This window comes from Cupriavidus pinatubonensis, from assembly GCF_019602855.1.
Lineage (GTDB): Bacteria > Pseudomonadota > Gammaproteobacteria > Burkholderiales > Burkholderiaceae > Cupriavidus > Cupriavidus pinatubonensis.
The window spans coordinates 1946075-1970157 of the sequence record NZ_CP080766.1 but is presented as its reverse complement, the minus strand read 5'-3'; the positions used below and the strand labels follow the sequence as shown (position 1 = coordinate 1970157).

At 65.4% G+C, this 24083-nt stretch carries 23 protein-coding genes and 2 pseudogenes; 18 read left to right on the top strand and 7 right to left on the bottom strand.

Annotation, left to right across the window (positions count from 1 at the left end; all coding sequences use genetic code 11):
* The first annotated feature begins 653 nt into the window (after positions 1 to 653).
* From K2O51_RS08960 to K2O51_RS08940, 5 genes are all read left to right on the top strand, one after another.
* A complete protein-coding gene (locus K2O51_RS08960; protein WP_011301065.1) occupies positions 654 to 857 on the top strand; it encodes a cold-shock protein in 204 nt (67 codons plus the stop codon).
* Between the two features lie 28 nt (positions 858 to 885).
* On the top strand, positions 886 to 1479 hold the full coding sequence (locus tag K2O51_RS08955; RefSeq protein WP_011301066.1) for a BON domain-containing protein: 594 nt from the start codon (positions 886 to 888) through the stop codon (positions 1477 to 1479).
* A 131-nt stretch (positions 1480 to 1610) separates the two neighbouring features.
* Positions 1611 to 2477, top strand: a complete 867-nt coding sequence (hpnD, locus tag K2O51_RS08950) for a presqualene diphosphate synthase HpnD (RefSeq protein ID WP_041680571.1) — start codon at positions 1611 to 1613, stop codon at positions 2475 to 2477.
* Positions 2478 to 2577: 100 nt separating this feature from the next.
* Positions 2578 to 4599 carry a squalene--hopene cyclase gene (shc, locus tag K2O51_RS08945; RefSeq protein ID WP_011301068.1) on the top strand — a complete coding sequence of 674 codons (2022 nt, stop codon included), beginning with the start codon at positions 2578 to 2580 and terminating at the stop codon, positions 4597 to 4599.
* 56 nt (positions 4600 to 4655) lie between these two features.
* The gene (locus K2O51_RS08940; protein WP_041680572.1) at positions 4656 to 5303 is read left to right on the top strand and encodes a phosphorylase; all 648 of its coding nucleotides are present in this window, start codon (positions 4656 to 4658) and stop codon (positions 5301 to 5303) included.
* 42 nt (positions 5304 to 5345) lie between these two features.
* Here the strand turns inward: K2O51_RS08940 and K2O51_RS08935 are convergent, their stop codons facing one another.
* A complete protein-coding gene (locus tag K2O51_RS08935) occupies positions 5346 to 6602 on the bottom strand; it encodes an Hsp70 family protein (protein WP_041680277.1) in 1257 nt (418 codons plus the stop codon).
* 199 nt (positions 6603 to 6801) lie between these two features.
* On the opposite strand from K2O51_RS08935, the gene K2O51_RS08930 reads away from it, so the two are divergent.
* Genes K2O51_RS08930 through K2O51_RS08920 form a run of 3 tightly spaced genes read left to right on the top strand, consistent with a single transcriptional unit; the run spans position 6802 to position 9894 of the window.
* A complete protein-coding gene (locus K2O51_RS08930; protein WP_011301071.1) occupies positions 6802 to 7797 on the top strand; it encodes a Bug family tripartite tricarboxylate transporter substrate binding protein in 996 nt (331 codons plus the stop codon).
* Positions 7798 to 7849: 52 nt separating this feature from the next.
* Positions 7850 to 9049: a CaiB/BaiF CoA transferase family protein gene (locus K2O51_RS08925; RefSeq protein ID WP_011301072.1), complete on the top strand. Its 1200-nt coding sequence runs from the start codon at positions 7850 to 7852 to the stop codon at positions 9047 to 9049.
* Positions 9046 to 9894: a citryl-CoA lyase gene (locus K2O51_RS08920; RefSeq protein WP_011301073.1), complete on the top strand. Its 849-nt coding sequence runs from the start codon at positions 9046 to 9048 to the stop codon at positions 9892 to 9894. The genes K2O51_RS08925 and K2O51_RS08920 overlap by 4 nt, the downstream gene beginning before the upstream one ends.
* A gap of 6 nt (positions 9895 to 9900) precedes the next feature.
* On the opposite strand, the gene K2O51_RS08915 is transcribed toward K2O51_RS08920, so the two are convergent.
* From K2O51_RS08915 to K2O51_RS08905, 3 genes are all read right to left on the bottom strand, one after another.
* Positions 9901 to 11142: a GGDEF domain-containing protein gene (locus tag K2O51_RS08915; protein ID WP_011301074.1), complete on the bottom strand. Its 1242-nt coding sequence runs from the start codon at positions 11140 to 11142 to the stop codon at positions 9901 to 9903.
* Positions 11143 to 11318: 176 nt separating this feature from the next.
* On the bottom strand, positions 11319 to 12065 hold the full coding sequence (locus K2O51_RS08910; protein ID WP_011301075.1) for an IclR family transcriptional regulator: 747 nt from the start codon (positions 12063 to 12065) through the stop codon (positions 11319 to 11321).
* 107 nt (positions 12066 to 12172) lie between these two features.
* Entirely contained in the window at positions 12173 to 12694 is a 522-nt protein-coding gene (locus tag K2O51_RS08905) for a hypothetical protein (protein WP_181184443.1), read from the bottom strand.
* A 423-nt stretch (positions 12695 to 13117) separates the two neighbouring features.
* On the opposite strand from K2O51_RS08905, the gene K2O51_RS08900 reads away from it, so the two are divergent.
* On the top strand, positions 13118 to 13351 hold the full coding sequence (locus K2O51_RS08900) for a hypothetical protein (protein ID WP_011301077.1): 234 nt from the start codon (positions 13118 to 13120) through the stop codon (positions 13349 to 13351).
* Between the two features lie 241 nt (positions 13352 to 13592).
* Positions 13593 to 13946 (top strand): LysR family transcriptional regulator, encoded by a 354-nt coding sequence (locus K2O51_RS08895; protein WP_041680279.1) that lies wholly within the window; start codon positions 13593 to 13595, stop codon positions 13944 to 13946.
* Positions 13947 to 13980: 34 nt separating this feature from the next.
* On the opposite strand, the gene K2O51_RS08890 is transcribed toward K2O51_RS08895, so the two are convergent.
* The 3 genes and pseudogenes from K2O51_RS08890 to K2O51_RS08880 form a co-directional block, all read right to left on the bottom strand.
* Positions 13981 to 14748 (bottom strand): class I SAM-dependent methyltransferase, encoded by a 768-nt coding sequence (locus tag K2O51_RS08890; protein ID WP_220630091.1) that lies wholly within the window; start codon positions 14746 to 14748, stop codon positions 13981 to 13983.
* 75 nt (positions 14749 to 14823) lie between these two features.
* Positions 14824 to 15279: pseudogene (locus tag K2O51_RS08885) on the bottom strand (ABC transporter permease); the annotation flags it as partial.
* A 144-nt stretch (positions 15280 to 15423) separates the two neighbouring features.
* Positions 15424 to 16323, bottom strand: a complete 900-nt coding sequence (locus K2O51_RS08880; RefSeq protein WP_220630090.1) for a ketopantoate reductase family protein — start codon at positions 16321 to 16323, stop codon at positions 15424 to 15426.
* Positions 16324 to 16618: 295 nt separating this feature from the next.
* Here K2O51_RS08880 and K2O51_RS08875 point away from each other — a divergent pair, with 295 nt between their 5' ends.
* The 8 genes and pseudogenes from K2O51_RS08875 to K2O51_RS08840 all read left to right on the top strand — a co-directional run bounded on the left by K2O51_RS08875 (position 16619) and on the right by K2O51_RS08840 (position 23912).
* Positions 16619 to 17893 (top strand): O-acetylhomoserine aminocarboxypropyltransferase/cysteine synthase family protein, encoded by a 1275-nt coding sequence (locus K2O51_RS08875; protein WP_140950555.1) that lies wholly within the window; start codon positions 16619 to 16621, stop codon positions 17891 to 17893.
* Between the two features lie 3 nt (positions 17894 to 17896).
* Positions 17897 to 18160, top strand: a pseudogene (locus K2O51_RS08870) (MetQ/NlpA family ABC transporter substrate-binding protein); the annotation flags it as partial.
* Positions 18161 to 18376: 216 nt separating this feature from the next.
* A complete protein-coding gene (locus tag K2O51_RS08865) occupies positions 18377 to 19231 on the top strand; it encodes an STAS domain-containing protein (RefSeq protein WP_011301084.1) in 855 nt (284 codons plus the stop codon).
* Positions 19232 to 19246: 15 nt separating this feature from the next.
* The gene (locus K2O51_RS08860) at positions 19247 to 19606 is read left to right on the top strand and encodes an STAS domain-containing protein (RefSeq protein WP_140950556.1); all 360 of its coding nucleotides are present in this window, start codon (positions 19247 to 19249) and stop codon (positions 19604 to 19606) included.
* 1 nt (position 19607) lies between these two features.
* Entirely contained in the window at positions 19608 to 20018 is a 411-nt protein-coding gene (locus tag K2O51_RS08855) for an anti-sigma regulatory factor (RefSeq protein WP_041680280.1), read from the top strand.
* A gap of 76 nt (positions 20019 to 20094) precedes the next feature.
* Positions 20095 to 21039, top strand: a complete 945-nt coding sequence (locus tag K2O51_RS08850) for an ATP-binding SpoIIE family protein phosphatase (protein WP_245001794.1) — start codon at positions 20095 to 20097, stop codon at positions 21037 to 21039.
* A gap of 1 nt (position 21040) precedes the next feature.
* Positions 21041 to 21940 (top strand): ATP-binding protein, encoded by a 900-nt coding sequence (locus tag K2O51_RS08845; protein WP_220630088.1) that lies wholly within the window; start codon positions 21041 to 21043, stop codon positions 21938 to 21940.
* Positions 21930 to 23912, top strand: a complete 1983-nt coding sequence (locus K2O51_RS08840) for a hybrid sensor histidine kinase/response regulator (protein WP_220630087.1) — start codon at positions 21930 to 21932, stop codon at positions 23910 to 23912. Before K2O51_RS08845 ends, K2O51_RS08840 begins: the two co-directional genes overlap by 11 nt.
* Positions 23913 to 24083 lie beyond the last annotated feature (171 nt).

Below are 24083 nucleotides of genomic sequence, written 5' to 3'. Positions count from 1 at the left end.
TGGAAAAGCGAGGCCTCGCTGCCGCTATTGCGACTGTGTTTCCCCGTTCGGCCAGTGACATCCGCCTCCGCGTGGCGCGCAGTGGTTTCGTCGCGTCAGCCTTAAGCATTTTCGCGCGATATCCTTATTTTCATGTCACCGTTTCTGGTTTGCGACGCTGTCCCGGTGGATATCCCCCAAACGCGGTATGCGCAAAACGAGTAAGCAATTGTAAAAACGGTGGCAAGACAATGGCTTACAAAGCAGACATTATGCCCGACAACGGTGCTGGCTGACACATCTGCATAAATGGAAAGTCTGTCAGTACGCCGGCGTACGACGCGCAGCGGTTCAGAAAGCGCGCAACTCAGGGAATTCACTGAATCGACGGCGATGTAGAAACCGCTAATATCTCGTGTCGGAACCTCTCATCATGATTCGGCGCTTTGCCTGATTGACACGCCGGGAAAATTCGTCAGAATGCAATCCCACATGTGCAGCGCCTTTCAGTGTGTCGTTCCGTGGTGTTTTTCGTTTGTCATACCACCGACATTTGAAAGGCATAAACAATGCGCGGTGGAACTGGGCATTCACCAACCCATGCCCGGTTCCTGCATTGAGCACGATGTACAGCGGGCAATTAAGCTCATTTGAAATTCAAGGTTGAAAAAGATATGGAAACCGGTACCGTTAAGTGGTTCAACGACGCCAAGGGCTTCGGCTTCATCACCCCGGACGCAGGCGGGAACGATCTGTTCGCGCACTTCTCCGCGATTGAAGGCGCAGGCTTCAAGTCGTTGAAGGAAGGCCAGAAGGTCCGCTACGTCAAGGCGATGGGCCAGAAGGGCGAACAAGCCACGAAGATCCAGGCGGTCTGACCGGTTTGGACATAGCAGGCGCGCGCCCATGCACGCGCCTGCCGGCAAAGAGCCTCGCGAATGCGGGGCTCTTTGCATTTGGGGCATCGCCTTTCTTCTCGCACTGCTCCTGCCGGTGGAATCGCTGCGCGCCGAAGCCATGGCGAACTACGGCAACGATCCCTTCATTCAAATCTCATCGCGCATTGCCGGTTGCCCCGAACCCGCCGGCCCGCGGGTGAGCGAGGCCGAATGGCGACGTGAAGCGCATCACCGCATCGAACAAGGCAACCACTGCTGGACCGAAGGCCGTTGCCGCCTCGCCAATGCCTTCCAGTACGACAAGGAAATCGCCGAAAGTCTGCAACGCCGTTTGAGAACGCTGGCCGCGACCATGCCGGCCTGGCAGGACAGTAGTTTGTGGATCACGGTGCGCGGCCGCTGGCTGACGGTGCAGGGTTGCGTGCGCCCGGGCTTCGCCAAGGCGCCGTTCATGGATGCGCTGCGTGAAGTCCCGGACGTGGAAAAGGTAGTCGACCAGACCACCACCTCCCCCGCCCACGACTTGCCTTACACGCGGTTTGTACCAGGCGGCACAAGCACCGGCGAGGCCGCCTCCGCCCCTTCCGGACGCTCCCGATAGAGCACTCTAGCCCGGCGGCGTGTTACGAGGTTGTTGCTATAATCGGCCGACCCCAATCCACCGTCAGCGTGGCACGGCACAGTGGTCCGCCGATGCCGCACGACGGCAAAAAAAGCGTGTCGAGGAGTTACGTGGCCGGTACTCAAATCGCAACGCCAGACGCCCCCATCGCCGGTGCGGCCACGCAGGCCGTATCCTCGGGCAGTTCATTTCACGCGGCCATGCGCATCCTGCCAGCAGCGCAGCGGCAGGCCATGTTCGAGATCTACGCGTTCTGCCGCGCCGTTGACGACATTGCAGACTGCGACGCGCCGCATGCCGAGCGCCTGGCCGGCCTGGACGCATGGCGACGTGACATCGGCCTGTGCTACGCGGGCATGGCCCCAAGCGCGCTGCGGCCGCTGGCGCAACAGATCGAAGCCTTCCACCTGCGCCAGCAGGATTTCCTCGACGTGATCGACGGCATGACCATGGACGTGGTCGCCGATATCCGCGCGCCCGATGCCGACACGCTGGACCTGTACTGCGACCGTGTCGCGAGCGCGGTGGGCCGTCTCGCCGTTCGTGTGTTCGGCATGGATGAAGCGCCTGGCCTCGCGCTGGCCCATCATCTCGGGCGTGCGCTGCAGCTCACCAACATCCTGCGCGATATCGACGAAGACGCCGCCATCGGCCGCCTCTACCTGCCTGCGCCCGCGCTGGCCGCCGCGGGCGTACAAGGGCTGGAGCACGCCACGCCAATGGAAGTCATCGCGCATGCCGGTATCGACGCCGCGTGCGCGGCCGTCGCGCGTGAAGCGCAGGCGCACTACGAACAGGCCGACGCGGTGATGGCGCGCTGCCCGTCGCGCGTGGTGCGCTCCCCGCGCATCATGTCGCAGGTCTACCACTGCCTGCTCGTGCGCCTGCGTGCGCGGGGCTGGCGCGCGCCGCGCGCACGCGTGCGTGTGCCGCGTGCGCAGTTGCTGTGGATCGTCCTGCGGCACACCATGGTTTGAGGATGTTGCAAAAGGATCCGCCTTGTGGCGCGACGCGTCCGGGGGTGTCCTGAACATCATCATCGAGGCACGCAAGCGTCGTGCCGCACAAGGAGTTTGAATGTCGATGAACGAGGCCGTCCTTGCCGCTCCGCGCGCCGCGGTCGCGACCGCGGCGCCGGCCCTACAGGCCCCCATTGAGGCCCTGTCCCCGCTGGATGCCGGCATCGGCCACGCGGTCGATGCGCTGCTCGCGCAGCAGAATGCCGACGGGCACTGGGTCTACGAGCTCGAAGCCGACGCCACCATTCCCGCCGAGTACGTGCTCATGGTGCACTACCTCGGCGAGACGCCGGACCTGTCGCTGGAAGCCCGCATCGCGCGCTACCTGCGGCGCATCCAGAATGCCGACGGCGGCTGGCCGCTGTTCCATGAAGGCCGCTCCGATATCAGCGCCAGCGTGAAGGCCTACTTCGCGCTGAAGATGGCCGGCGACGATCCGCAGGCAGCGCACATGGCGCGCGCGCGCGAGGTCATCCTCGCGATGGGCGGCGCGGAAACCAGCAACGTCTTCACGCGCACGCTGCTGGCGCTGTACGGCGTGATGCCGTGGCAGGCCGTGCCGATGATGCCGGTGGAAATCATGCTGCTGCCGCAGTGGTTCCCGTTCCACCTGTCAAAGGTTTCCTACTGGGCGCGCACGGTCATCGTGCCGCTGCTGGTGCTGAACAGCCTGCGGCCGCAGGCGCGCAATCCGCGCAAGGTCGGTATCGACGAACTGTTCCTCGGCTCGCGCGATGCCGTACGGCTGCCGCCACGGGCACCGCACCAGCATAAGGGCTGGCACGCGCTGTTTCACGGCGCCGACGTACTGCTGCGCACGGCCGAACACGTCATGCCGCGCGGCCTGCGCCGCCGCGCCATCGACGCGGCGAAGGCGTTCGTGCGCGAACGGCTCAACGGCGAAGACGGTCTCGGCGCGATCTTCCCCGCCATGGCGAACTCGGTGATGATGTTCGACGTGCTCGGCGTCCCGCCCGACGATCCGGACCGCGCCATCGCCCGCCGCTCGATCGACAAGCTGCTCGTGGTCCACGGTGATGAAGCCTATTGCCAGCCGTGCCTGTCGCCGGTCTGGGATACCGCGCTGGCTGCGCATGCGTTGCTGGAAGCGTCGGAGCCGCGCGCTACCGCCGCCGTCACGCGCGCGCTGGACTGGCTGCGCCCGTTGCAGGTGCTCGACGTGCGCGGCGACTGGACGGTACGCCGGCCGGATGTGCGCCCGGGCGGCTGGGCGTTCCAGTACGCCAATCCGCATTACCCCGACGTGGACGACACCGCCGTGGTAGTCGCGGCGATGCACCGCGCCGCGCGTACGGATCATTCCGGACGCGCGGATCCGAACGCCGAAGCCACCGCCCGCGCGATTGAATGGATCGTCGGCATGCAGAGCGCCAACGGCGGCTGGGGTGCGTTCGAGCCCGAGAACACGCATCTGTACCTGAACAACATCCCGTTTGCGGACCATGGGGCCTTGCTCGACCCGCCCACGGCCGACGTGTCGGCGCGCTGCCTGTCGATGCTGTGCCAGACCGGCGCCACGCCCGACAAGAGCGAACCGGCCGCGCGCGCGCTCCAATACCTGCTCGCCGAGCAGTTACCGGACGGAAGCTGGTTCGGGCGCTGGGGTACCAACTACATCTACGGCACCTGGAGCGCTTTGTGCGCGCTCAACGCCGCGGGTCTGGGACCGGACGCGCCGCCGCTGCGGCGTGCTGCGGAATGGCTCGTGGCCATCCAGAATCCGGATGGCGGCTGGGGCGAAGACGGCGACAGCTACAAGCTCGAATATCGTGGCTACGAAACGGCACCGAGCGTGGCCTCCCAAACCGCCTGGGCATTGCTCGCGCTGATGGCTGCGGGCCAGGCCGCACACCCCGCGGTGACGCGCGGCATCGACTACCTGCTGCGCACGCAGCAAGCCGACGGCCTCTGGCACGAGCCACGCTTCACCGCCGTAGGATTCCCGCGCGTGTTCTACCTGCGCTATCACGGCTATGCGCGTTACTTCCCGCTGTGGGCGCTGGCGCGCTATCGCAACCTGGAGCGCAGCGGCAACCGTCAGGTGGCGTGGGGACTGTGACCGGCGCGGCAATCGCGCGCCCCGATGGCGAACCTCGTGTGCTGGTTGTCTGCGGCATGGATTTCGAAGCCCGCATTGCCGGCGGGCAGCATTCCGAAGTGGTGTACGGCCAGCGCGGTACAGCGCTCGGCGTGGCCATTGAACGCTGCGTCAAAGCATGCGCGGGCATCATCAGTTTCGGCGTGGCCGGCGGATTGGATCCAGCGCTTGTGCCAGGCGCCGTGGTCATTGCCACCAGCGTGCGCGATGAAACGGACGGCGTCTCGACCCCGACCGATCCGGCCTGGGTAACCGCGCTGCAGGAGGCGCTGCCGCAAGCGGTATCCGGCGTCATCGCCGGTTCCGACACTGCGGTGGTTACGCTAGCCGACAAGGCCGCATTGCGCGATGCCGGCGGGGCACTGGCCGTGGACATGGAATCCCACATTGCCGCCCGCGTCGCGCGCCACTACGGACTGCCGTTCGCGGCGTGCCGCGTGGTAATCGATCCGGCTACGCGCGCTGTGCCCCCGTTGGCAGTGGCTGGCATGGGGAGCGATGGGCGCACCGATGTCGGTGCGGTCATGGTGGGATTATTGAAGGCACCGTGGCAATTGCCGGCGCTGATGCGGCTGGGACGCGATGCCTCGGTGGCGAAGGCTAATTTGTTGGCGGTCCGGCGGGCAGTCGGTCAGCATTGGGGCGTCATCGCCTGCACGTACTGATCCATGCGTGCCCATTCGCTTTGAACACGCTGACCGCTAAAATCACCCAAACTTCCGCGCCGCGTCCAGCGCCAGCCCCGACCCGATCCCGCCAAACAAGTCCCCTTCCACACGCCGCGCGCGCGGCAGCAGTTGGCCGAGTTGATGCCGAAGCATCGGCACGCTGCTGGAACCGCCAGTGAAAAGGATCGTGTCGACCGATGCGCCGTCCACGCCCGCTGACGCCAGCATGTCCGTTACCGTCTTCTCCGTCTTCGCCACCAGCTTGCCGATGGATTCGTCGAATTCATCACGCGTGATTGACAGCATCAGCTCCGGCTCGATGCGATGCAGGTCCACGTCGGTACGGTCGACGCCCGACAGCGCGATCTTGGCGGCTTCCATCTGGATGGCCAGCCAGTGCCCGGCGCGCTCGCGAATCAGGCGGATCAGGCGGTCGAGCTTTACGGTGTCGGCCGCGTCGCGGTAGTTGTCCATCACGATCGACCACGCTTTGCGCGTGTAGACCAGGTTGATGGTGTGCCAGCTCGCCAGATCGAAGTACTGGCTCGACGGCATCTCCTTGCCGCTGCGCAACTTGCTGCCGAGGCCCAGCAGCGGCATTGCCCGCGCAAGACTCAGCGCTCGGTCAAAATCTGTTCCGCCGATATGCACGCCGCCGTTGGCCAGGATGTCTTCACGCCGGTCGATGCGTTTGGCCCGTTCCGGCGAGAGGCGGACCAGCGAGAAGTCGGACGTGCCGCCGCCGATATCGACCACCAGCACAAGTTCTTCGTCCGAAATCTTTGCCTCGTAATCGAACGCAGCCGCGATCGGCTCGTACTGGAATTCGATGTCGCGGAAGCCGGCATCGCGCGCGATTTCGGCCAGCGTCTGTTCGGCGAGACGGTCGGCTGCCGGATCTTCGTCGATGAAGAACACCGGGCGGCCCAGCACCGCACGCGTGAACGTGGTGCCGGCGGAGCGTTCCGCACGTGCCTTCAGTTCGCCGATGAAGTGGGCGAGCAGCTTGCGGAACGGCATGGCCTGCCCCATCACCTCGGTGCTGTCTTCCATCATCGACGTGCCGAGCAGGCTCTTGAGCGAGCGCATCAGCCGCCCTTCATAGCCGGCCAGGTAGTCGTCCAGCGCAGCGCGGCCGTAGCTGACCAGCGGGTCTTCGGCGTGGAAGAAGATCACCGAGGGGAGCGTGAGCTTGCCATCTTCGAGCGGCAAGAGCGCGGCCGGGTGGCCGGGGCGGGTCCAGCCCACCGTGGAGTTGGACGTGCCGAAGTCCAGGCCGCATGCGTTTGACATCATCAATTCCGTTTTTCCGTACAACCACTGCAATGTTCCCGCGCGGACCAAACGGCCGGGCGCGGGCCGGGCGCCATTGTAGTGGCAGATCGTGAAAACGCTGGACTCTTGACACGTTTAGCAACGGCTCCTATTCTGCTATCGTTCTTTCTATAAGATCATGGTTCTATCTTATAGAACATCAAAAGCATCAGGAGACTATATGACTTTCCCGCACCGTCGCAAGCTTCACTCGTGGGCCAGCGCCCTTCTCTGCCTCGCGTTGCCTGCCGTCATGGCGGCAGCCGGACCTGCCCGCGCCGACACGTACCCGAGCCAGCCTGTTCGGCTCGTGGTGCCGTTCCCGCCTGCCGGCGGCACCGACGTGCTGTCGCGGTTGGTATTCAACAAGGTAGGTGTGGCCACGCACTGGAACGTGGTGGTGGAGAACCGCGCGGGAGCCGGCGGCAATATCGGCCTCGACGTCGTCGCGAAGGCCAAACCCGATGGCTACACGCTTGGCATGGGGCAGACTGCCAACCTGGCGATCAACCCGACGCTGTACCCGAAGATGCCTTATGACGCGGTGAAGGACTTCACGCCCGTGGTGTTGGTTTCCGCCCAGCCGGTGGTGCTGATCGTGAGGGCCGATTCGCCGTACAAGACGGTGGCGGATCTCGTGGCAGCCGCCAAGGCGAAGCCGCTGTCGATGGCCTCCGCCGGCACCGGCACGGTCGGCCACCTCACGGGCGAAATGTTCGCGCGGCGCGCCGGCATCAAGATGCTGCACGTGCCATACAAGGGCGCGTCGCCGGCACTGACCGACCTCCTCGGCGGCCAGACCGACTTCTATTTCGCCACGCCGCCGATTGCCATGCCGATGATCAAGGCTGGCAAGATCCGCGCACTGGCCGTCACATCGGCCAAACGCCTGCCGCTGCTGGCAGCAGTGCCGACCGTGGCCGAGTCCGGCTTTGCAGGCTTCCAGGCGGAGGACTGGAAGGCGCTCGTGGCTCCGGCGGGCACGTCGCCGGACGTGGTCAAGCGGCTCAACGCCGAGGTCAACAAGGCGCTGGCCCAGCCCGACACCCTCAGCAAGATGCGCGAGGAAGGCAGTGAGCCGCGCGGCGGCACGCCTCAGGACCTGGCGGCCTTCATCAAATCCGAAAACACACGCTGGAGCGCGATCGTGCGGGAATCCGGCGCGCGCGTAGAGTAATTCGCAGCGGCCGCCTATCTCGGTCAATCCCGCAGTCAGCAGGAATTCCATCATGCAAAAACCGTTGCGCCATGTGCGCGTCCTCGACCTGACCAATGTGCTGGCCGGCCCGTTCTGCTGCCACCAGCTCGCGCACATGGGCGCGGAAGTCATCAAGGTGGAAACGCCTGGCACCGGCGATCTCGCGCGCCAGCTCGGCGCGGATGCAGACCTGAACCAGCGCCTGATGGGCGTGTCGTTCCTGGCGCAGAACCCGGGCAAGCAGTCGATCACGCTGAACCTCAAGCACGCGCGCGGCAAGGAAGTGTTCCGCAAGCTCGTCCAGAGCGCCGACGTGGTGGTCGAGAACTTCCGCCCCGGCGTGATGGCGCGGCTGGGCCTGGGCTACGACGTCCTGAAGCAGGACAACCCGCGCCTGATCTACTGTGCGATCTCGGGCTTTGGCCAGGACGGGCCGCTGTCGGACCTGCCCGCGTATGACCAGATCATCCAGGGCATGTCGGGCGTGATGAGCATCACTGGCGATGCAGAGACCGCGCCGTACCGTGTCGGCTATCCGGTGTCGGACACCATCGGCGGCATTACTGCCGCATTTGCGATTGCCGCTTCGCTGGCGGACCACCAGCGCACCGAGGGCTACTTCATCGACGTGTCGATGCTCGAAGCCACGCTCGCGACCATGGGCTGGGTCGTGTCGAACCACCTGATCGCCGGCAAGGCACCGGCGCCGATGGGCAACGAGAACTTCACGGCCAGTCCGTCTGGCACCTTCCGCACCGGCGACGGCCTGTTGAACATCGCCGCGAACAAGCAGGAGCAGTTCGAGGCCGTGTGCCGCGTGGTCGGCCGTCTGGAGCTGATCGCCGATGAACGCTTCGCCGCGCGCCAGGCGCGCCTGGCGAACCGCGCCGCGCTAACGCAGGCACTAGAGGCCGAACTTGAGAAGAAGCCCGCCAACGAGTGGTGGGCGCTGCTCAACGAGGCCGGCGTGCCGGCCGGCCCCGTACTGGGCGTGCCACAAACGCTGGAGCAGCCGCAGGTGCGCGACCGCGGCATGATCGGGACGTTTGCCGACGTGCCCGGCGTGGGCCGCGATATCCGCGTGGTGCGCACCGGCTTCAAGCTGAACCAGGAAGCGCCGTCGGTGGACACACCGCCCCCGCAGCTTGGCGAACACACACAGCAGATCCTCGCCGGCCTTGGCTACAGCGAGGCCGACATCGATACCCTCAGACAGGAGCGCGCGGTATGAGCGAGATCAATCAGGCCATGGACCCCGGCCAGCAGCTGTCCCAGGACTGGTGGCGCACGGAAATCATCGACATGCGCCCCGGCGAAATCCGATACCGCGGCTATCCGATCGAACAGCTGATCGGCCAGGTGTCGTTCGCGCAGATGATCTGGCTGATGCTGCGCGGCGAGCTGCCCGGCCCGGGACAGGGCGAACTGCTCGATGCCGCATTGATGGCGGCTGTCGATCACGGCCCGCAGGCGCCCAGCATCGCCATCGCGCGCATGGCCGCCACTTGCGGCGTCGGCCTGAACAACGCGATGGCTTCGGCCGTCAACGTGCTCGGTGATGTGCACGGCGGCGCAGGCGAGCAGGCTGTGGAGTTGTACCAGGACATCGCCGGGCGCATCGACGAAGGCGCCGCTCTGGACCAGGCAGTCAGCGCCGGCCTGGCGCACTACCGCGACCTGCACGGCAGGTTCGTCTCGGGCTTCGGCCACCGCTTTCATCCCGTGGATCCGCGTGCGCCGCGACTGCTGGCGCTGGTGGATCAGGCGGCGGAGAAAAGCGTGGTCAATGGCCGCTTTGCCGCGATTGCGCGGGCCGTGGAGCGCGCGCTCGGCGAAGGCCGCAGCAAGCCAGTGCCGATGAATATCGACGGGGCCACGGCTGTCATCTACGCGGAACTGGGGTTTCCGGCGCCGCTGGCGCGCGGGCTGTTCTGCCTGTCGCGCTCCGTGGGCATCCTCGCGCACGCGTGGGAGCAGACACAGCAAGGCGGCCGCAACAAGGGCCCGATCCCGCGCCAGTTCCTTTGGACCTACGACGGCACGCCGCAACGCGATGTGCCAGCGCAGGGAGACTGACGCCGTTCAGGCCGCCGGCGTCATGATCTGGCTGTTCACGAGGACCGGCAGCGGCGCCGGCTTCTCGTCGAGCATGGCGGACGCCACCTCATAGCGATCGCGGCCCTGCTGCTTGGCCTGGTAGAGGGCGCGGTCGGCATCCGCGAACAAGGTGCGCCACAGCAGCTCCTTGCTACCCGTTGCACCGTGCAGCTGCGCGACGCCGATGCTCACCGACGCGAAGCACTCCTTCCCCGGCAGCGGAATGGCGCGGACCTTGCGAAGGATACGGTTGGCCAGCGCGGTGGCCTGGTGTTCGTCGGTATGCGGGCAGAGGATGCAGAATTCCTCGCCGCCGTAGCGTCCGGCCACGTCCGAGGCGCGGCGCGAGTTGTCCAGCGCCTGGGCCACTTCGCGCAGCACGGCATCGCCGGCATGGTGGCCGAAGGTATCGTTGACCTGCTTGAAGTGGTCGATATCAATGACCAGACATGACAGCGACTGCCCGTCGCGCTGCCAGCGCGCAACCAGGCTAAGTGCCGACATGTCGAGCGCGCCGCGATTGAGCAGGCCGGTCAGCGCGTCCACGCGCGCGCCGCTTTCGTTGTTGGCGATGATCTGCTCCATCGCCATCACCGTGAAGCCGAACAGGCCCAGCAGGACGGCGATCAGCGGTGCCAGCGCCCAGGCCGAACCGGCCGGGCCAGCGAAGAACAGGGTCAGGTCTTGACGCTCGGCGGCAACCTGGCTAAGCGCATGGCTGGCCCCAACGAGCTGGGTGGACAGCTGCAGCAGGCTCGACACCAGCACCAGCGGGGCGCCGATGCTGCGCCGTCCGCGCCCGGTGGTTACGAGCGTACCGATCGTCGCCAGCGACATCATGGCCAGCACGACATAGACCCCCGCCTGCAGCATGCGCGTTCCCTGCGGCAGGCCGCCGGAGGTCGCCATCAGCGCGAGCACGACCAGGCCTGCAACGGCCAGTGGCGCCGCGTGCGTCGGCAGGCCGTAGTAGACGCGAACGCCGCGATAGATCAGCAGCCAGCCCACCATGAAGGCAGCGGCCCCGGCCATGCCGATGTGCGGCGCCCCGCCGGCCGCGCTGACCGCCAGCGCCAGCCCGGCGCCGGAGCCAACCACGTGGCCGAACGCCCATAGCCGCCCCGCTTCGATCGCGCGCAGCGCAAAGACCAGCCCGGCCGCAATGACCAGCGTGCTGGAAAAGAACACCATCATGACGACCGCAATGGTCTGCTGGTCCAGGTGCACGAGAATCCCTTAACAAGGCCATGAGGGATGCCGTCGATCGGTTTCGAATCGACATGACGGCACGGGGTAAAGGGGGGCGACCGCGAATGATATCCCGCTCCGGCGCCAGCGGGGCACCCCCGACAAGCCGGGTCGCCTCGGTGCAACACCCGCACGCAACAGGTCAGGCGACGAGGTCAGGCGGCGGCCGGCATCTCGGGGAAATCAGGGAACGTCCCACCGAGCGCTTGAGTCAGCCCGCGGGCGGCGCCAAGGACATCGTCACGGAAGTCTTCGCGGAACCGGCTTGTCGGACAGGTCAGCGTAAGCGCGCCCGCCAGGGCGCCGTCGGGCCCGAATACTGGCGCAGAAACGCCGGCGATATCGGGGCTGCGGTCCCCGACCAGCGCGATCACGCCCTGGCGGCGGATGCGTTCGTACAACTCGCCGCCTTCGCCCGCAAACGCGCGCAGCACGCGCCCGCCGGCGCCGCGGTCGCGCGGCAGCAGTTCGCCCGCGCGGATGTGGTCGCGCACAGGCTGCGGCGAATCGACGCGATACAGGCACAGCCTGTGCTCGCCCTGCTCGACATGGAAGGCGGCACTTTCACGCGTGGCCTCGACCAGCGCGCGCAGCACCGGCATGACCACGGCTTCCAGCGAGAACGACGCGGCATAGACCGCATTGAGCCGCGCCACCTCCGGCCCCAGGCTGTAGCGCCCGTCGGGCCGCCGCTGCACCAGCGCGGCATGCTCGAGCGAGGCCAGCAGCCGCAGCAGCGTGCTCTTGTACAGGCCCGAGCGTTGCGCCAGGTCCGCCAGCCCGAGCGAGGTATCGCCAAGCCGGAACGCGGACAGCACGAACAGGGCGCGATCCACGGCTACGGCCCCGCCTTCGGCGGCGTGCTTGTCGGCTTCTGAGACTTGGGCGGCTTTGCGTGGCATAGGCGGACGCGGAAAGAAAACCGGCGTGCAATGCACGCCGGCATGACGGAACGAGCAATCACCGTATAGAACGGACCTGCCCTTGTCAATGTGTGGCCGCCGGACCGTCAGCGATGGCCGCCTCCGTGGAAGCCACCGCCGTGCGCGCCGCCCATGCCGCCACCCATGCCACCGGCCATTCCGCGGCCCGCGCCGCCCCCCATGCCACCACGGTAGCCGCCGGGCGGCATGGCACGGAAGCCGCGGCCGCCCCAGCCAGCACCTCCGCCATAGCGGAAGTAGACATGGTGCATCGGGTGCACATGGTGATGGCGATCGACGAAGATGAAGGCCGCGCCATAGCCTACGGCCACCGGCGCCCAGTTCCATGCATCGCCATCGTCGTCGTAGTAGTACGGCGTCGAGTAGTAGGCGCCGCCGCTGCCGTCCACCAGTTGCCAGCTGCCGTCTGGCTGCAGGCAGGCCACGCCTGTCACCTGCTGCCACTGGCCATTGATGACCACCTGGCCAGCCACCAGTTGGCACGGCGGTCCCGTGCTCCACGCCTCGTCCGCCAGCGCCGGCGTGCCGGCGCAAAGGCCGATACCGGCTATTACCCAGGCCCCCGCCCATCTTGCAGCACGGTCCATGGCCATACCTCCTGCACAACAACTATGCGGGCCGCCCATGCAGCCCGTTCCTGCGACCTCGCCTGATACCTGTTGTATAGGCGTATACGCGCGGCGCCGCAGGTTTATTCCGCCATGTGGCAATGCTGCGATGTGCGTTGCGCACACTGCCTTTAGCCTCTCCGCGCCGTATGCGCGCGGCACTGTCGCAGAACAGCGCCGCCGGCGACTGACAGTGGCGTTTTTCCGCAACAACAATGGCTGGCGGCGCGACTTCGTGACGCAGGCAAAGGCGCCTTAAAGCACATCGTCACGAGGCATTCGCCGCGTAGGCGCCACATGCCTGAATTAGAAGGGTTATTGCCCGCTTTTGGTTAAGCCGTTACTGCATTGCATGGATAGAATCATGCGTTATCCCGCCGCAGCTTTACTTTTTCGCTTTGTATGACCCCTTCCGATCTCTCGCTTGGCGACATCCTGGATGACTTGCGCAGCGCACCGCGCCCGCTCACGCCATCCGAGCACACCTATCTTGCCCACCTCAGGCAGCGGATCGTCACCGGTGACGCCGACCTCTGGACCACGCTGGAAACCGCCGGCGTGCCATGCCGCGAACGCCGGCTGTCACCCGAAGTCGTGCTCGCGCTGACTGCGCTCGGCCAGTTGCCGCTGCACTGACGCCGCACGGGGCGCGTTGCCGCCCTGATGTGGATGCTTCTCCCCCCGCTTTCCGCCCGTCCCAAGAGGATCCCACCTCGGAAAGCCGAACGAAACTTCCGACGTATCACGACAAGGTTGCGGAAGTTTCTGAATCAAGGTGGCCACGCCGGTGGCTACGATCAGCGTTTTACCCAGCGCCACCACGCCGCGCGAACCGGCAGCCTGCGGCAGGCTGTCGGCAGCCGGCATGGCCCCTTGCATGGCACACCTCCTGAAGAACCGGCGCGTGAGCCTGTTGTCCCTGCGTGCGTTCGTCGCACTCATGCGTTATCGGGACTCAAGCCGCGCGGCATCCGAACTTGGCATCCAGTCACAGCGGCTGCACTATCAGCTGCGCAGCCTGGAGTCCGCGCTGGATACCACACTGTTCCGCGTCTGCAGCCCGCACTGGCTGCCCACGCCTGACGCCGTCCGCATGCTGCCCCGGGCGCAGCGCGTGCTGGCGATGTGGCGCGATATTCTGGACACCCTCGCGCGCGAGCCCGTCATGCCGGCATCCGTGATGCCGCCCTATGGCCCCGTGGCGTTCTGGGTGCGACAGGCCACCATGTAGCGGGCCCGTCACGGCTGTGTGCGGCAACGTGCGGCTACTCGCGCAGGCAGCTGTACGCCTCCGTCCGGTACGGAAACGCCACCTGCGCATGGCCAGCCAGTGCCGGATCATCGTCGATCACGGCCTCCAGTTGGGCGCGTACTTCGGCTTGCCGCTGCGGCGGCAACGCGGCAATAAAACTGACCGACATCACGCGATCGACGATGACTTGCTGCGGCGGGCCGGCGTGCACGTAAGGCAGGCTCTCAAGCGCGAGCGGCCCGAATCCATCAGCCGGAAACATGCGCTTCCAGTCGCCCTTGTAGAACCGAGGCGCATCGCCTTCGTATGGCGTCATGATCGCCGTGAGTCTCGCGACCCAAGGCACGCTCTCATCGCGCACGTTCCACACCAGTCCCAGCATCCCGCCGGGACGCAGTACGCGGCGGATCTCCGCCATGGCGCGATCGTTGGCAAACCAGTGGAAGGCCTGGGCGCAGACGATGGCATCGACGCTCGCATCGGGCAACGGCATCGCCTCGGCCGCGCCGGCAACGGCCTTCACCGCTGGCAGCGCAGCGGACAATTGCGCGCGCATCTCGTCGACCGGCTCTACCGCAATGACAGTGGAAGCGGTCGCGGCCAGCCGCCGCGAAAACTTGCCAGTGCCGGCGCCGAGGTCGACAACCGTCTTGCCCTGACCAAGGCCCAGCGTCCCACGCAACCAGTCGCCGATGGCTTCGGGGTATTCCGGTCGGCCGCGGGCGTATGTGGCGGCCTGAGCGGCGAAGCCTTCGGCGGCGGCGTGGTGGATCTCTGTCATGCGGGACTCCGATGAGTGTGGCGATGGCCGTTGATATCGGAGCCGTACACTACTCCCGCTTGATGGACAGGGCAACTAATGCTGCATGCCCCAGCGCCGCACGGTCAGCCGCTCCAGCGTCGTGAACACCAGCCCTTCGACCAGCAAGCCGATCAGGATCACCGTAGCCAGGCCGGCGAATACGCGGTCCGTGTAAAGCTCGTTGCGGTTCTGGAAGATAAACCAGCCCAACCCGCCCTGCCCCGACGATGCGCCGAACACCAGCTCCGCCGCGATCAGCGTGCGCCAGGCAAAGGCCCAGCCGATCTTCAGCCCCGACAGGATCGCGGGCAGTGCAGCCGGCACGAGGATCAGCGCCACGTAGCGCACGCCGCGCAGCCCGTAGTTGCGCCCGGCCATGCGCAGCGTCTCCGGTACGCTGCGAAATCCCGCATAGGTATTGAGCGCGAGCGGCCACAGCACCGAGTGGATCAGCACAAAGATCAGGCTCTTGCTGCCGAGGCCGAACCACAGCAGCGCCAGCGGCAGCAGGACGGGATGGCACTGCGCAGCGGGCACGAGCCTTGCACTGCAGGGAACGGGCAATGGCAGGGTCAAGGAATGATATCGCTGGGCCTTATGCGGCCGGCGCATATCCATGTCGGGACATTTGCCACCCCCACATCTGGACAGCAATCAGCCGTGTTGCTGCTTGTCCTCGATCAGCCTTACCAGTGCGTGCAGCACCCGGTTGGCTGGCACTGGGATGCCCAGCGCGTCGCCGCGGCGCACGATCAGGCCGTTGAGATGATCGATCTCGCTGCGCTTGCCGCGCGCGAGGTCCTGCGCCGTCGATGACGACTGTCCGGGCATGGTCTCCGCAATGCGGCGGATCGCCAGCGCGACATCGTCGGGCAGCTTCACGCCTTCGGCGCGCGCGACGGCGAAGCATTCCTCCATCACGTCGCGCATCACGGCCTCGACGCCCTCGCCGCGAACAAGGCGTCCGTATGGCAGTTGCGTAATGGCCGACAGTGCGTTGTATGCGCAGTTCAGGATCAGCTTGGCCCACAGCGCGCCGCGCACATTGTCGGAGGTTTCGACTGGCACGCCTGCGGCGGCAAATATCGCGGCTAGGTTTGCGCCGTGACTGGTCGGCTCGATCACGAGTTCGCCGCGGCCGTGGTGCCTGACATGTCCGGGGCCAGCCATTTCAGTAGCCACGTAGACCACTGCCGCGGCCACCTCCTGCTCCAGCAGGCTGCGCAGCGTGTCGGCGTTCTCCACGCCATTCTGTAGCGACAGCACCAGCGCGCTCTTGGCAAGCGCCGGCTTCATCGCCAGCGCGGCGCTTTGGGTGTCGGTCGATTTCACGCAGAAGAGGACGAGGTCAGCGCCCTGTACGGCGCTGGGGTCCGAGCTGGCCGACACCTTGACCTGTTCGTCGAACGATTGCGTTTCGAGCCGAAGGCCGGTTGCTCCAATGGCCTGTACGTGTTGCGGGCGGGCGATCAGAATGACTTCGTGGCCGGCCCTCGCTAGCATTCCGCCGTAGTAGCAGCCGACGGCTCCGGCGCCCATGATGGCGACTTTCATGATTGTCATGCTCCGGGGGGGGGGGTTGGGATGAAGGATTATGGCAGGGGCAGGGTTCTCGGCGGGTGATCGCTGTTTTTGCCGGGGTCTTCGGCGGGGGCTTGCGGTTCGGGCCCACAACCTCAAAAAGTCCCAAACGCGCATAAGCAAATGCAATATGGTTCTTTCCCCCACATGGCCTGAGCCACCCCGCGCTGCTACCATCCCCCAAGCCCGACGCATCCGTTCGCCGCGGCTCCATCCGGCATCTTCCCCACGCGTGCCGGTCCAGCACCTCTCCAAGAACAACCCGAACATGAGACTTGAAACCCTTGCCGTCCACGGCGGCTACTCGCCCGATCCGACCACGCGTGCCGTAGCGGTACCGATCTATCAAACCGTCGCCTACTCGTTCGACAGCGCCCAGCATGGCGCCGACCTGTTTGACCTGAAGGTGCCAGGCAATATCTACAGCCGCATCATGAACCCGACCAACGACGTGCTGGAGCAGCGCCTGGCCGCGCTCGAAGGCGGCGTCGGCGCACTTGCGCTGGCTTCGGGCATGGCGGCCATCACCTACGCGATCCAGACCATCGCGGAGGCCGGCGACAACATCGTCTCATCGAGCCAGCTTTACGGCGGCACCTATAACCTGCTCGCGCATACGCTGCCACAGTCGGGCATCGAAACGCGCTTTGCCGATGGCCGCAATCCGGCGAGCTTTGGCGACCTGATCGACGAACGTACCAAGGCCGTTTTCGTGGAATCGGTCGGCAATCCGCTCGGCAACGTGGTCGATATCGAAGCGATTGCGCGCGTGGCGCACAACCATGGCGTGCCCCTGATCGTCGACAACACCGTGCCCTCTCCGTATCTGTGCCGGCCGTTCGAGCATGGCGCGGATATCATCGTGCATTCGCTGACCAAGTACCTGGGCGGCCACGGCAACAGCGTGGGCGGCGCGATCGTGGACAGCGGGAAGTTCCCGTGGGCCAAGCACAAGGACCGCTTCAAGCGCCTGAACGAGCCCGACGTGTCATACCACGGCGTGGTCTATACCGAGGCACTGGGCCCAGCGGCCTACATCGGCCGCGCGCGCGTGGTGCCGCTGCGCAATACCGGCGCGGCGCTGTCGCCGTTCAACGCGTTCCTCATCCTGCAAGGCATCGAGACGCTGGCGCTGCGCCTGGACCGCATCACCGAGAACGCGCTGGCTATCGCTCACCACCTGCAGAAGCATCCGAAGGTGGCATGGGTCAACTTCGCAGGCCTGCCGGAGCACGCTGATCACGCGCTGGTGCAGAAGTACCTCGGCGGCCGCGGCCCCGGCATCCTGTCGTTCGGCCTGAAGGCGGGCGGACGTGAAGGCGGCGCGCGTTTCCTCGACGCGCTGCAGCTGTTCACGCGCCTGGTCAACATTGGCGATGCCAAGTCGCTGGCTACGCACCCGGCCTCGACCACGCACCGCCAGCTCAATGCCGACGAGCTCAAGGCCGCCGGCGTGAGCGAAGACATGGTGCGCCTGTCGATCGGCATCGAGCATATCGATGACCTGATCGAAGACCTCGACCGCGCCCTCGAAGCCGCCTGAGCGTCGTGCCGCTTGCCGCGCTCGCTCGATGATGTGGACTATGCGTTCGTCAACGGCAACTTCGCGCTGGCTTCCGGTTTGAAACTGACCTCGGCGCTGGCGCTCGAGAAGATTCCCGACTACTACATGAACCTCGTGGCGATGAAGACTGCGGACCTCAACAAGCCGTTCGTCAAGGACATTCGCGACGCCTATCAGTCGGCCGAGTTCAAGACCGTGGCGCAACAGCGCTTTGCAGGGTTCGTGCCGCCGGCTTATCAGGAATAAGCGGTCGGCCGAACCCAGCCAAGATGGAAAAGCTCCCGCGGGAGCCTTTTTCTTTTTTGAAGAGGTCAATGCGACACTTTTTCTGATTTTGCCCTCGCCCGCCCGTCAATCTACGGGCCGACAGTGCACACCCGTGATCTTTCCTAGAATGAAGTGATCCACTTGCCTGACGCAAGCTTGAGGCGGGTGCCTATCACATACTGACCCCGACACCCCATGCCCCCAGAAAACCAGCGACTAGCCGATCTTTTGCGCAACGAGCAGGACAGCGTGATCCAGGGATGGACGGCGGAGTACCAGGTCTATGCAGAGGGGAAAGCGCTGACCCACGATCTGATTTCCGAGCAGCGGGCGATCCTGCGGGCACTGGAAGCCGGCATGCGTGGCGCCGGGGATGCCGCCCAGTTCAGAGCCGCGGCGTCATGGACTGCGTTGCGAGAGACGCTGACGCGGCTATCCAGCGCGCGCGCCGCACAGGGCGAAACCGCCGACGTGACCAGTGGCTTCGTGCTGGCGCTCAAGCGGCCGATCTTCGAAGCCCTGCAGCGGCAGGCTGGGGGTGTGGAGGACCAGATCAACGTCATCTGGGCTGCCTCGGACATTGTCGACCGCATGGCGCAGTGGACTGTGTCCTCGTACCAGAAAACGCGCGAAGAGATCATCGTGCGTCAGCAGCAGGAGCTGATGGAACTGTCGACGCCTGTCATCAAGCTGTGGGAAGGAGTACTGGCGGTGCCCGTGATCGGAACGCTCGACAGCAGCCGCTCGCAGATGGTCATGGAAACACTGCTGGAGCGGCTGGTGGAAACCGGCTCGGAACTGGCCATCATCGACATTACAGGGGTGCCTACCGTGGATACGCTGGTGGCGCAGCACCTGATCAAGACGGTGACCGCCATTCGATTGATGGGTGCCGAAAGCATCATCAGTGGTATCCGCCCACAGATTGCACAAACCATTGTCCATCTGGGCATCGACCTGCAAGGCATCACTACCAAGTCCACCCTGGCCGATGCGCTCGCCACCGCGATGCGCCTGACGGGACACACGGTGTCGCGCGGCGCTGCCTGAGACGCGGAAACCGCCATGGAACGGATTCCAATCTTGCGGATGGGCAAGCACCTGCTCGTGACCATCCAGATCGATATGCAGGACCAGACCGCTCTGAAGTTGCAGGAAGATCTGGCCGGGCAAATAGAAAAGAGCGGCGCACACGGCGTGCTGATCGATGTTTCAGCACTGGAAGTAGTGGATTCCTTTATCGGCCGCATGCTCGTCAGCATTTCGGATATCGGCAGGTTGCTCGGCGCCACCACCGTCGTGGTGGGTATCCGGCCCGCCGTGGCGATTACGCTGGTGGAGTTGGGATTATCGCTCGGAGGTGTGCGCACGGCGCTGAATGTGGAGCGTGGCATGGCCATACTCGACGGCGTGCGGAGGAACTGACGTGGCCGACGAACTGCCTGGCACCGGATGTGCGCCGCTCCGCGACGAGCGGGACATCGTGCAAGCGCGCGCCTTGGTCCGCACATTGTCAGGCCAGCTCAAATTCTCGCTGGTGGAGCAGACTAAGATGATCACGGCGGCAAGCGAGCTTGCACGCAACACCATGGTGTATGGACTCGGTGGCGAGATGCGTTGGGAGATCCTGGACGAGGGCGTGCGCCGCGGGCTGCGCCTGCATTTCGAGGATCACGGCCCGGGCATACCGGATGTCGAGCAGGCGCTGGTCGATGGCTGGACCACCGGCACCGGTCTTGGCATGGGGCTGTCGGGCAGCAGGCGCCTGGTGAACGAACTGGTCATCCGTACCCAAGTTGGCGAGGGAACCTGTGTCAGCATCACTCGGTGGAAGTAGACGCCACGGACCACACCTCATCGTACCGATGGGCGATTCAACCCGCGTCGGCGAAGTCCGGCGGCAGGCGACGGAAATGTCGAGACGGCTTGGATTCGATGCAGTCCAGGCGGGGCGGCTCGCGCTTGCCGTCAACGAGCTTGGCAACAACCTGCTGCGCCATGCCAAGCGTGGCCGCCTGTTGCTGGCGGCAAGCGAAGTCGCGGACAGCGTGGCGATCGAATTGCTGTCGATGGACGATGGCCCGGGCATGGCCGACCTACAGGCCTGCTTGCACGACGGATACTCAACGGCCGGCAGCGCGGGCCAGGGACTCGGTGCGGTCCGCCGCCTGGCCGACGATTTCGATATCTACACGCGCCCCGGCTCCGGCAGCCTGATCCTGGCACGCTTCTACCGCGAGCGTGACATCAATGGCGGAGCGCGTCGCCCGGACCACGGCTTTGCGATTGGGGCCGTGTGCGTGCCGGCCCCCGGCGAGCACGTCAGCGGCGATGGATGGGATGTGGCCTTGCACGACCGGCGCGCCGACGTCATGATGGCTGACGGTCTCGGACACGGCCCGGACGCGGCACACGCGGCGGTGGCCGCCCTGCAGGCCTTCGACCGGCAACGAGGAGGCAATCCGCGCCATCACGTAGAACAGGCGCATGCCGCATTGCGGGGGACGCGAGGTGCGGCGGTGGGCGTCGCGCGCATCGACGCCGGCACCAATCGCATCTGCTTTGCAGGCGCGGGCAATATTATCGGACGCGTCATCTCTGGCCTGGCAGACCGCACGCTGATCAGCCAGAGCGGCACGGCAGGGCTGCAAGTGCGTACCGTGCAGGAGCAGGACCTGGAATGGCCGGACCATGCCCTGGTGATTCTGCATTCCGACGGCATCCAGTCGCGCTGGAATCTCGACGACGCCAGCGTGCTGCAACGCGACCCCGCGCTGATTGCCGCCTTTGTGCTCTGGAGGTTCTGCCGCGGACGGGACGATGCCACGGTGGTGGTCATCCGCCGCGCGGAGGTCTGAAATGAACGCACCCGCTTCCACCCCCCAAGACATTGCCAGCCTGCAGGCAGCACTGGACGCGCGTACGCGGGAAGTGGAGACCTTGCGCACCGAGATCGACGAGACCAACCGCGGTGTCGTAGCGCTCTACGCCGAACTCGACATCCAGGCGGAACAGCTTCGGCAGGCCACCGAACTCAAGAGCCGCTTTCTGGCCTATATGAGCCACGAGTTCCGCACGCCGATCGTGGCGATTCAAAGCATCACGCGTTTGCTGATCGACCGTGTCGATGGCCCACTTACCCCGGAACAGGAGAAGCAGGTCAGGTTCGTGCGCGATACGGCCGCCGAGTTTGCCGGCATGGTCAATGACCTGCTGGACCTGGCGCGCCTGGAAGCGGGCCGCGTCGAAGTATCGCCGGCTTGGTTCGACATGGTGGCGCTGTTCGATGCGCTGCGTGGCATGTTCAAGCCGGTGCTGACCAATCCCGAGGTATCGCTGATCTTCGAGGAGCCACATGACGTGAGCAAGTTGTTCAGCGACGACCGCAAGGTGTCGCAAATCCTGCGCAACTTTATCTCGAACGCGCTGAAATTTACCCCCAGTGGTGAAGTGCGGGTTTCGGCGAAGCGCGAGCCTGGCGACATGATCATGTTCTCCGTGCGCGATACCGGCATCGGGATACCGGCGGAGGCGCATGGCGCGGTGTTCGGTGACTTCGTGCAGGTCGATTCGCCGCTGCAGCGCCGCTATCGCGGCTCGGGACTCGGACTGGCGCTCAGCAAGCGACTGGCGGAACTGCTCGGCGGCTCGATAGGCTTCGAAAGTCAGGTCGGGGTCGGTTCGCGCTTCTACGTGACCTTGCCCGCGACGTTCCCGAGCCAGAGCCAGGCGCCCGCTGGAGACGGTCATGCCGGATAGCGTCGACGTCGTCCCGGGCGGACACGCAGCGGGCGGCGCCGTCCAGCCGCTGGTGCTGGTGGTGGACGACAATCCCGTCACGCGGTACGCGACGGTGCGCGTACTGGCAACCGCCGGGTTCCGGACTGTAGAAGCCGAGATCGGGCAGCGGGCCCTGGAGATCGCCGATGTCAGCGTGTCGGCCGTGGTGCTCGATGTCAACCTGCCCGATATCGATGGCTTCCAGGTCTGCAGGATCCTGCGCGGACGGCCGGAAACCGCCACCATACCCGTGGTGCATCTGTCGGCCACCTATATGGCCGATTGCGACAAGGTGCGCGGCCTTGATGCAGGTGCCAGCGCCTACCTGACGCACCCGGCCGAGCCAGCCATACTGGTGGCCACGATCTCGTCACTGATACGCGCAAGTGCCGCCGAACAGTCCTTGCGCGAAAGCGAGGCGCGCTTTCGCGCGATCTATCACCAGGCCATCGGAGGCATCTGTACGCTGGACCTGTCCGGGCGCTTTGTCGACGTGAACCCTGCCATGGTGACGCTGCTGCAGCGGTCAGGAGCGGAACTCGCGGGGCAGCCCGTCGCTGAGTTTGCACCGCAGGACTGGCGAGAGCGAGTGGCCGAGTCCACCGGGCGCCTGCAGGAGCACGGATGGCAAGGCACTTTTCCGCTTTGCAACGCCCAAGGCGAAATCATGCACCTCGAGTGGAGTATCTCTGCCGTGCTCCAGTCGGGTGTCAAGGTCGCCGTCGTGTCAAACATTACTGACCGGGTCAACCTTGAACGCCAGCGCGAGCAGCTGATAGAGCGCGAGCAAGCGGCACGTGCAGCGATGGAGCGTCTGAACCGCATGAAGGATGACTTCATCGCGATCCTGTCGCACGAATTGCGCAGTCCGCTAAACGTGATTTCCATCTGGACCCATGTCCTGAACCAACACATCAACTCCGACGAAGGCCGGCGCGGACTGGCCGCTGTCGAACGCAATATCGCGATTCAACGCCGCTTGATCGCGGATCTGGTCGACGTGTCGATGCTCAACGTTGGCAAACTGAAACTGGAGCTCGAGCGGGTCAATCCGGCCGAACTCGTCCGCGTTGCGGTCGAGAGCATGCAGCGCCAGGCTCAGGAGCGCAACGTGACACTGGTCACGGAGATGCCGCCTGTGTTGGCAGATGCTGCGTGGCTGGACCCTGCCCGTTTCGAACAGATCCTGTGGAACCTGGTATCGAACGCGATCAAATTCTCGCCCGAAGGGGGCATCGTGCGGATCGAGGTGGCATCAAATGGCGGTGCCTTGCGCGTTCGCGTCATCGATCACGGACGAGGTATTACCGCAGAGTTTCTGCCGCTGCTGTTTGACCGGTTTACCCAGAGCGAAGATGCCAACCGTCGACAGCATGGCGGGTTGGGACTGGGCTTGGCCATCGTCAGGCAACTGGTGGAAATGCACGGCGGTACGGTGCAGGCATCCAGCGCCGGCGTGGGGCTGGGCTCGACCTTCGAGGTCACGATTCCATTGACCGCCCCCGCGCGAAGCGACGAGGACGCCCCGCTCGCCGTAGCTCCTTCAGCACCGGATGCCATGCCACTAAGCGGCCTGGACGTACTGTTGGTAGAGGATGACATGGATGCGCTCGCCGCGCTCACGGCGATCCTGACTGGCTACGGCGCACTTGTGCGCCCGGCCGGTGACGGCGAGGAGGCATTCGATCAGGTGACCACCAGCATGCCGGATCTGATCATCAGTGACATCGGTCTTCCCGGATGCGATGGCAACGACCTGATTCGCAGGATTCGTGTGCGCGAGGCCGTTGCCTCTCTGGACCATGTTCCCGCCGTGGCGCTGACGGCATTCACGCGACAGCAGGATCGACGCGCCGCAATGGAATCCGGATTCGATGCGGTGTGCGGAAAGCCTCTGCGACTGCAGGAATTGTTGAACGCGATCGAGAAGGCGTTCGCGCTGGCGGGATAACACGCCCGTGGATCCACGCCCCACGGCCGAAGCGGGGCCCCAGGCCCCTTTTGCGCCCCGTGCAACATAAACGCCGCTTTCCAATCCCCGCGCGCGCGCCCATGCCCTAAACTCAAAGCAACCCGACCCGATCCTGCCGTCCCACAAGGACGTGCGGAATCCCTGACACGC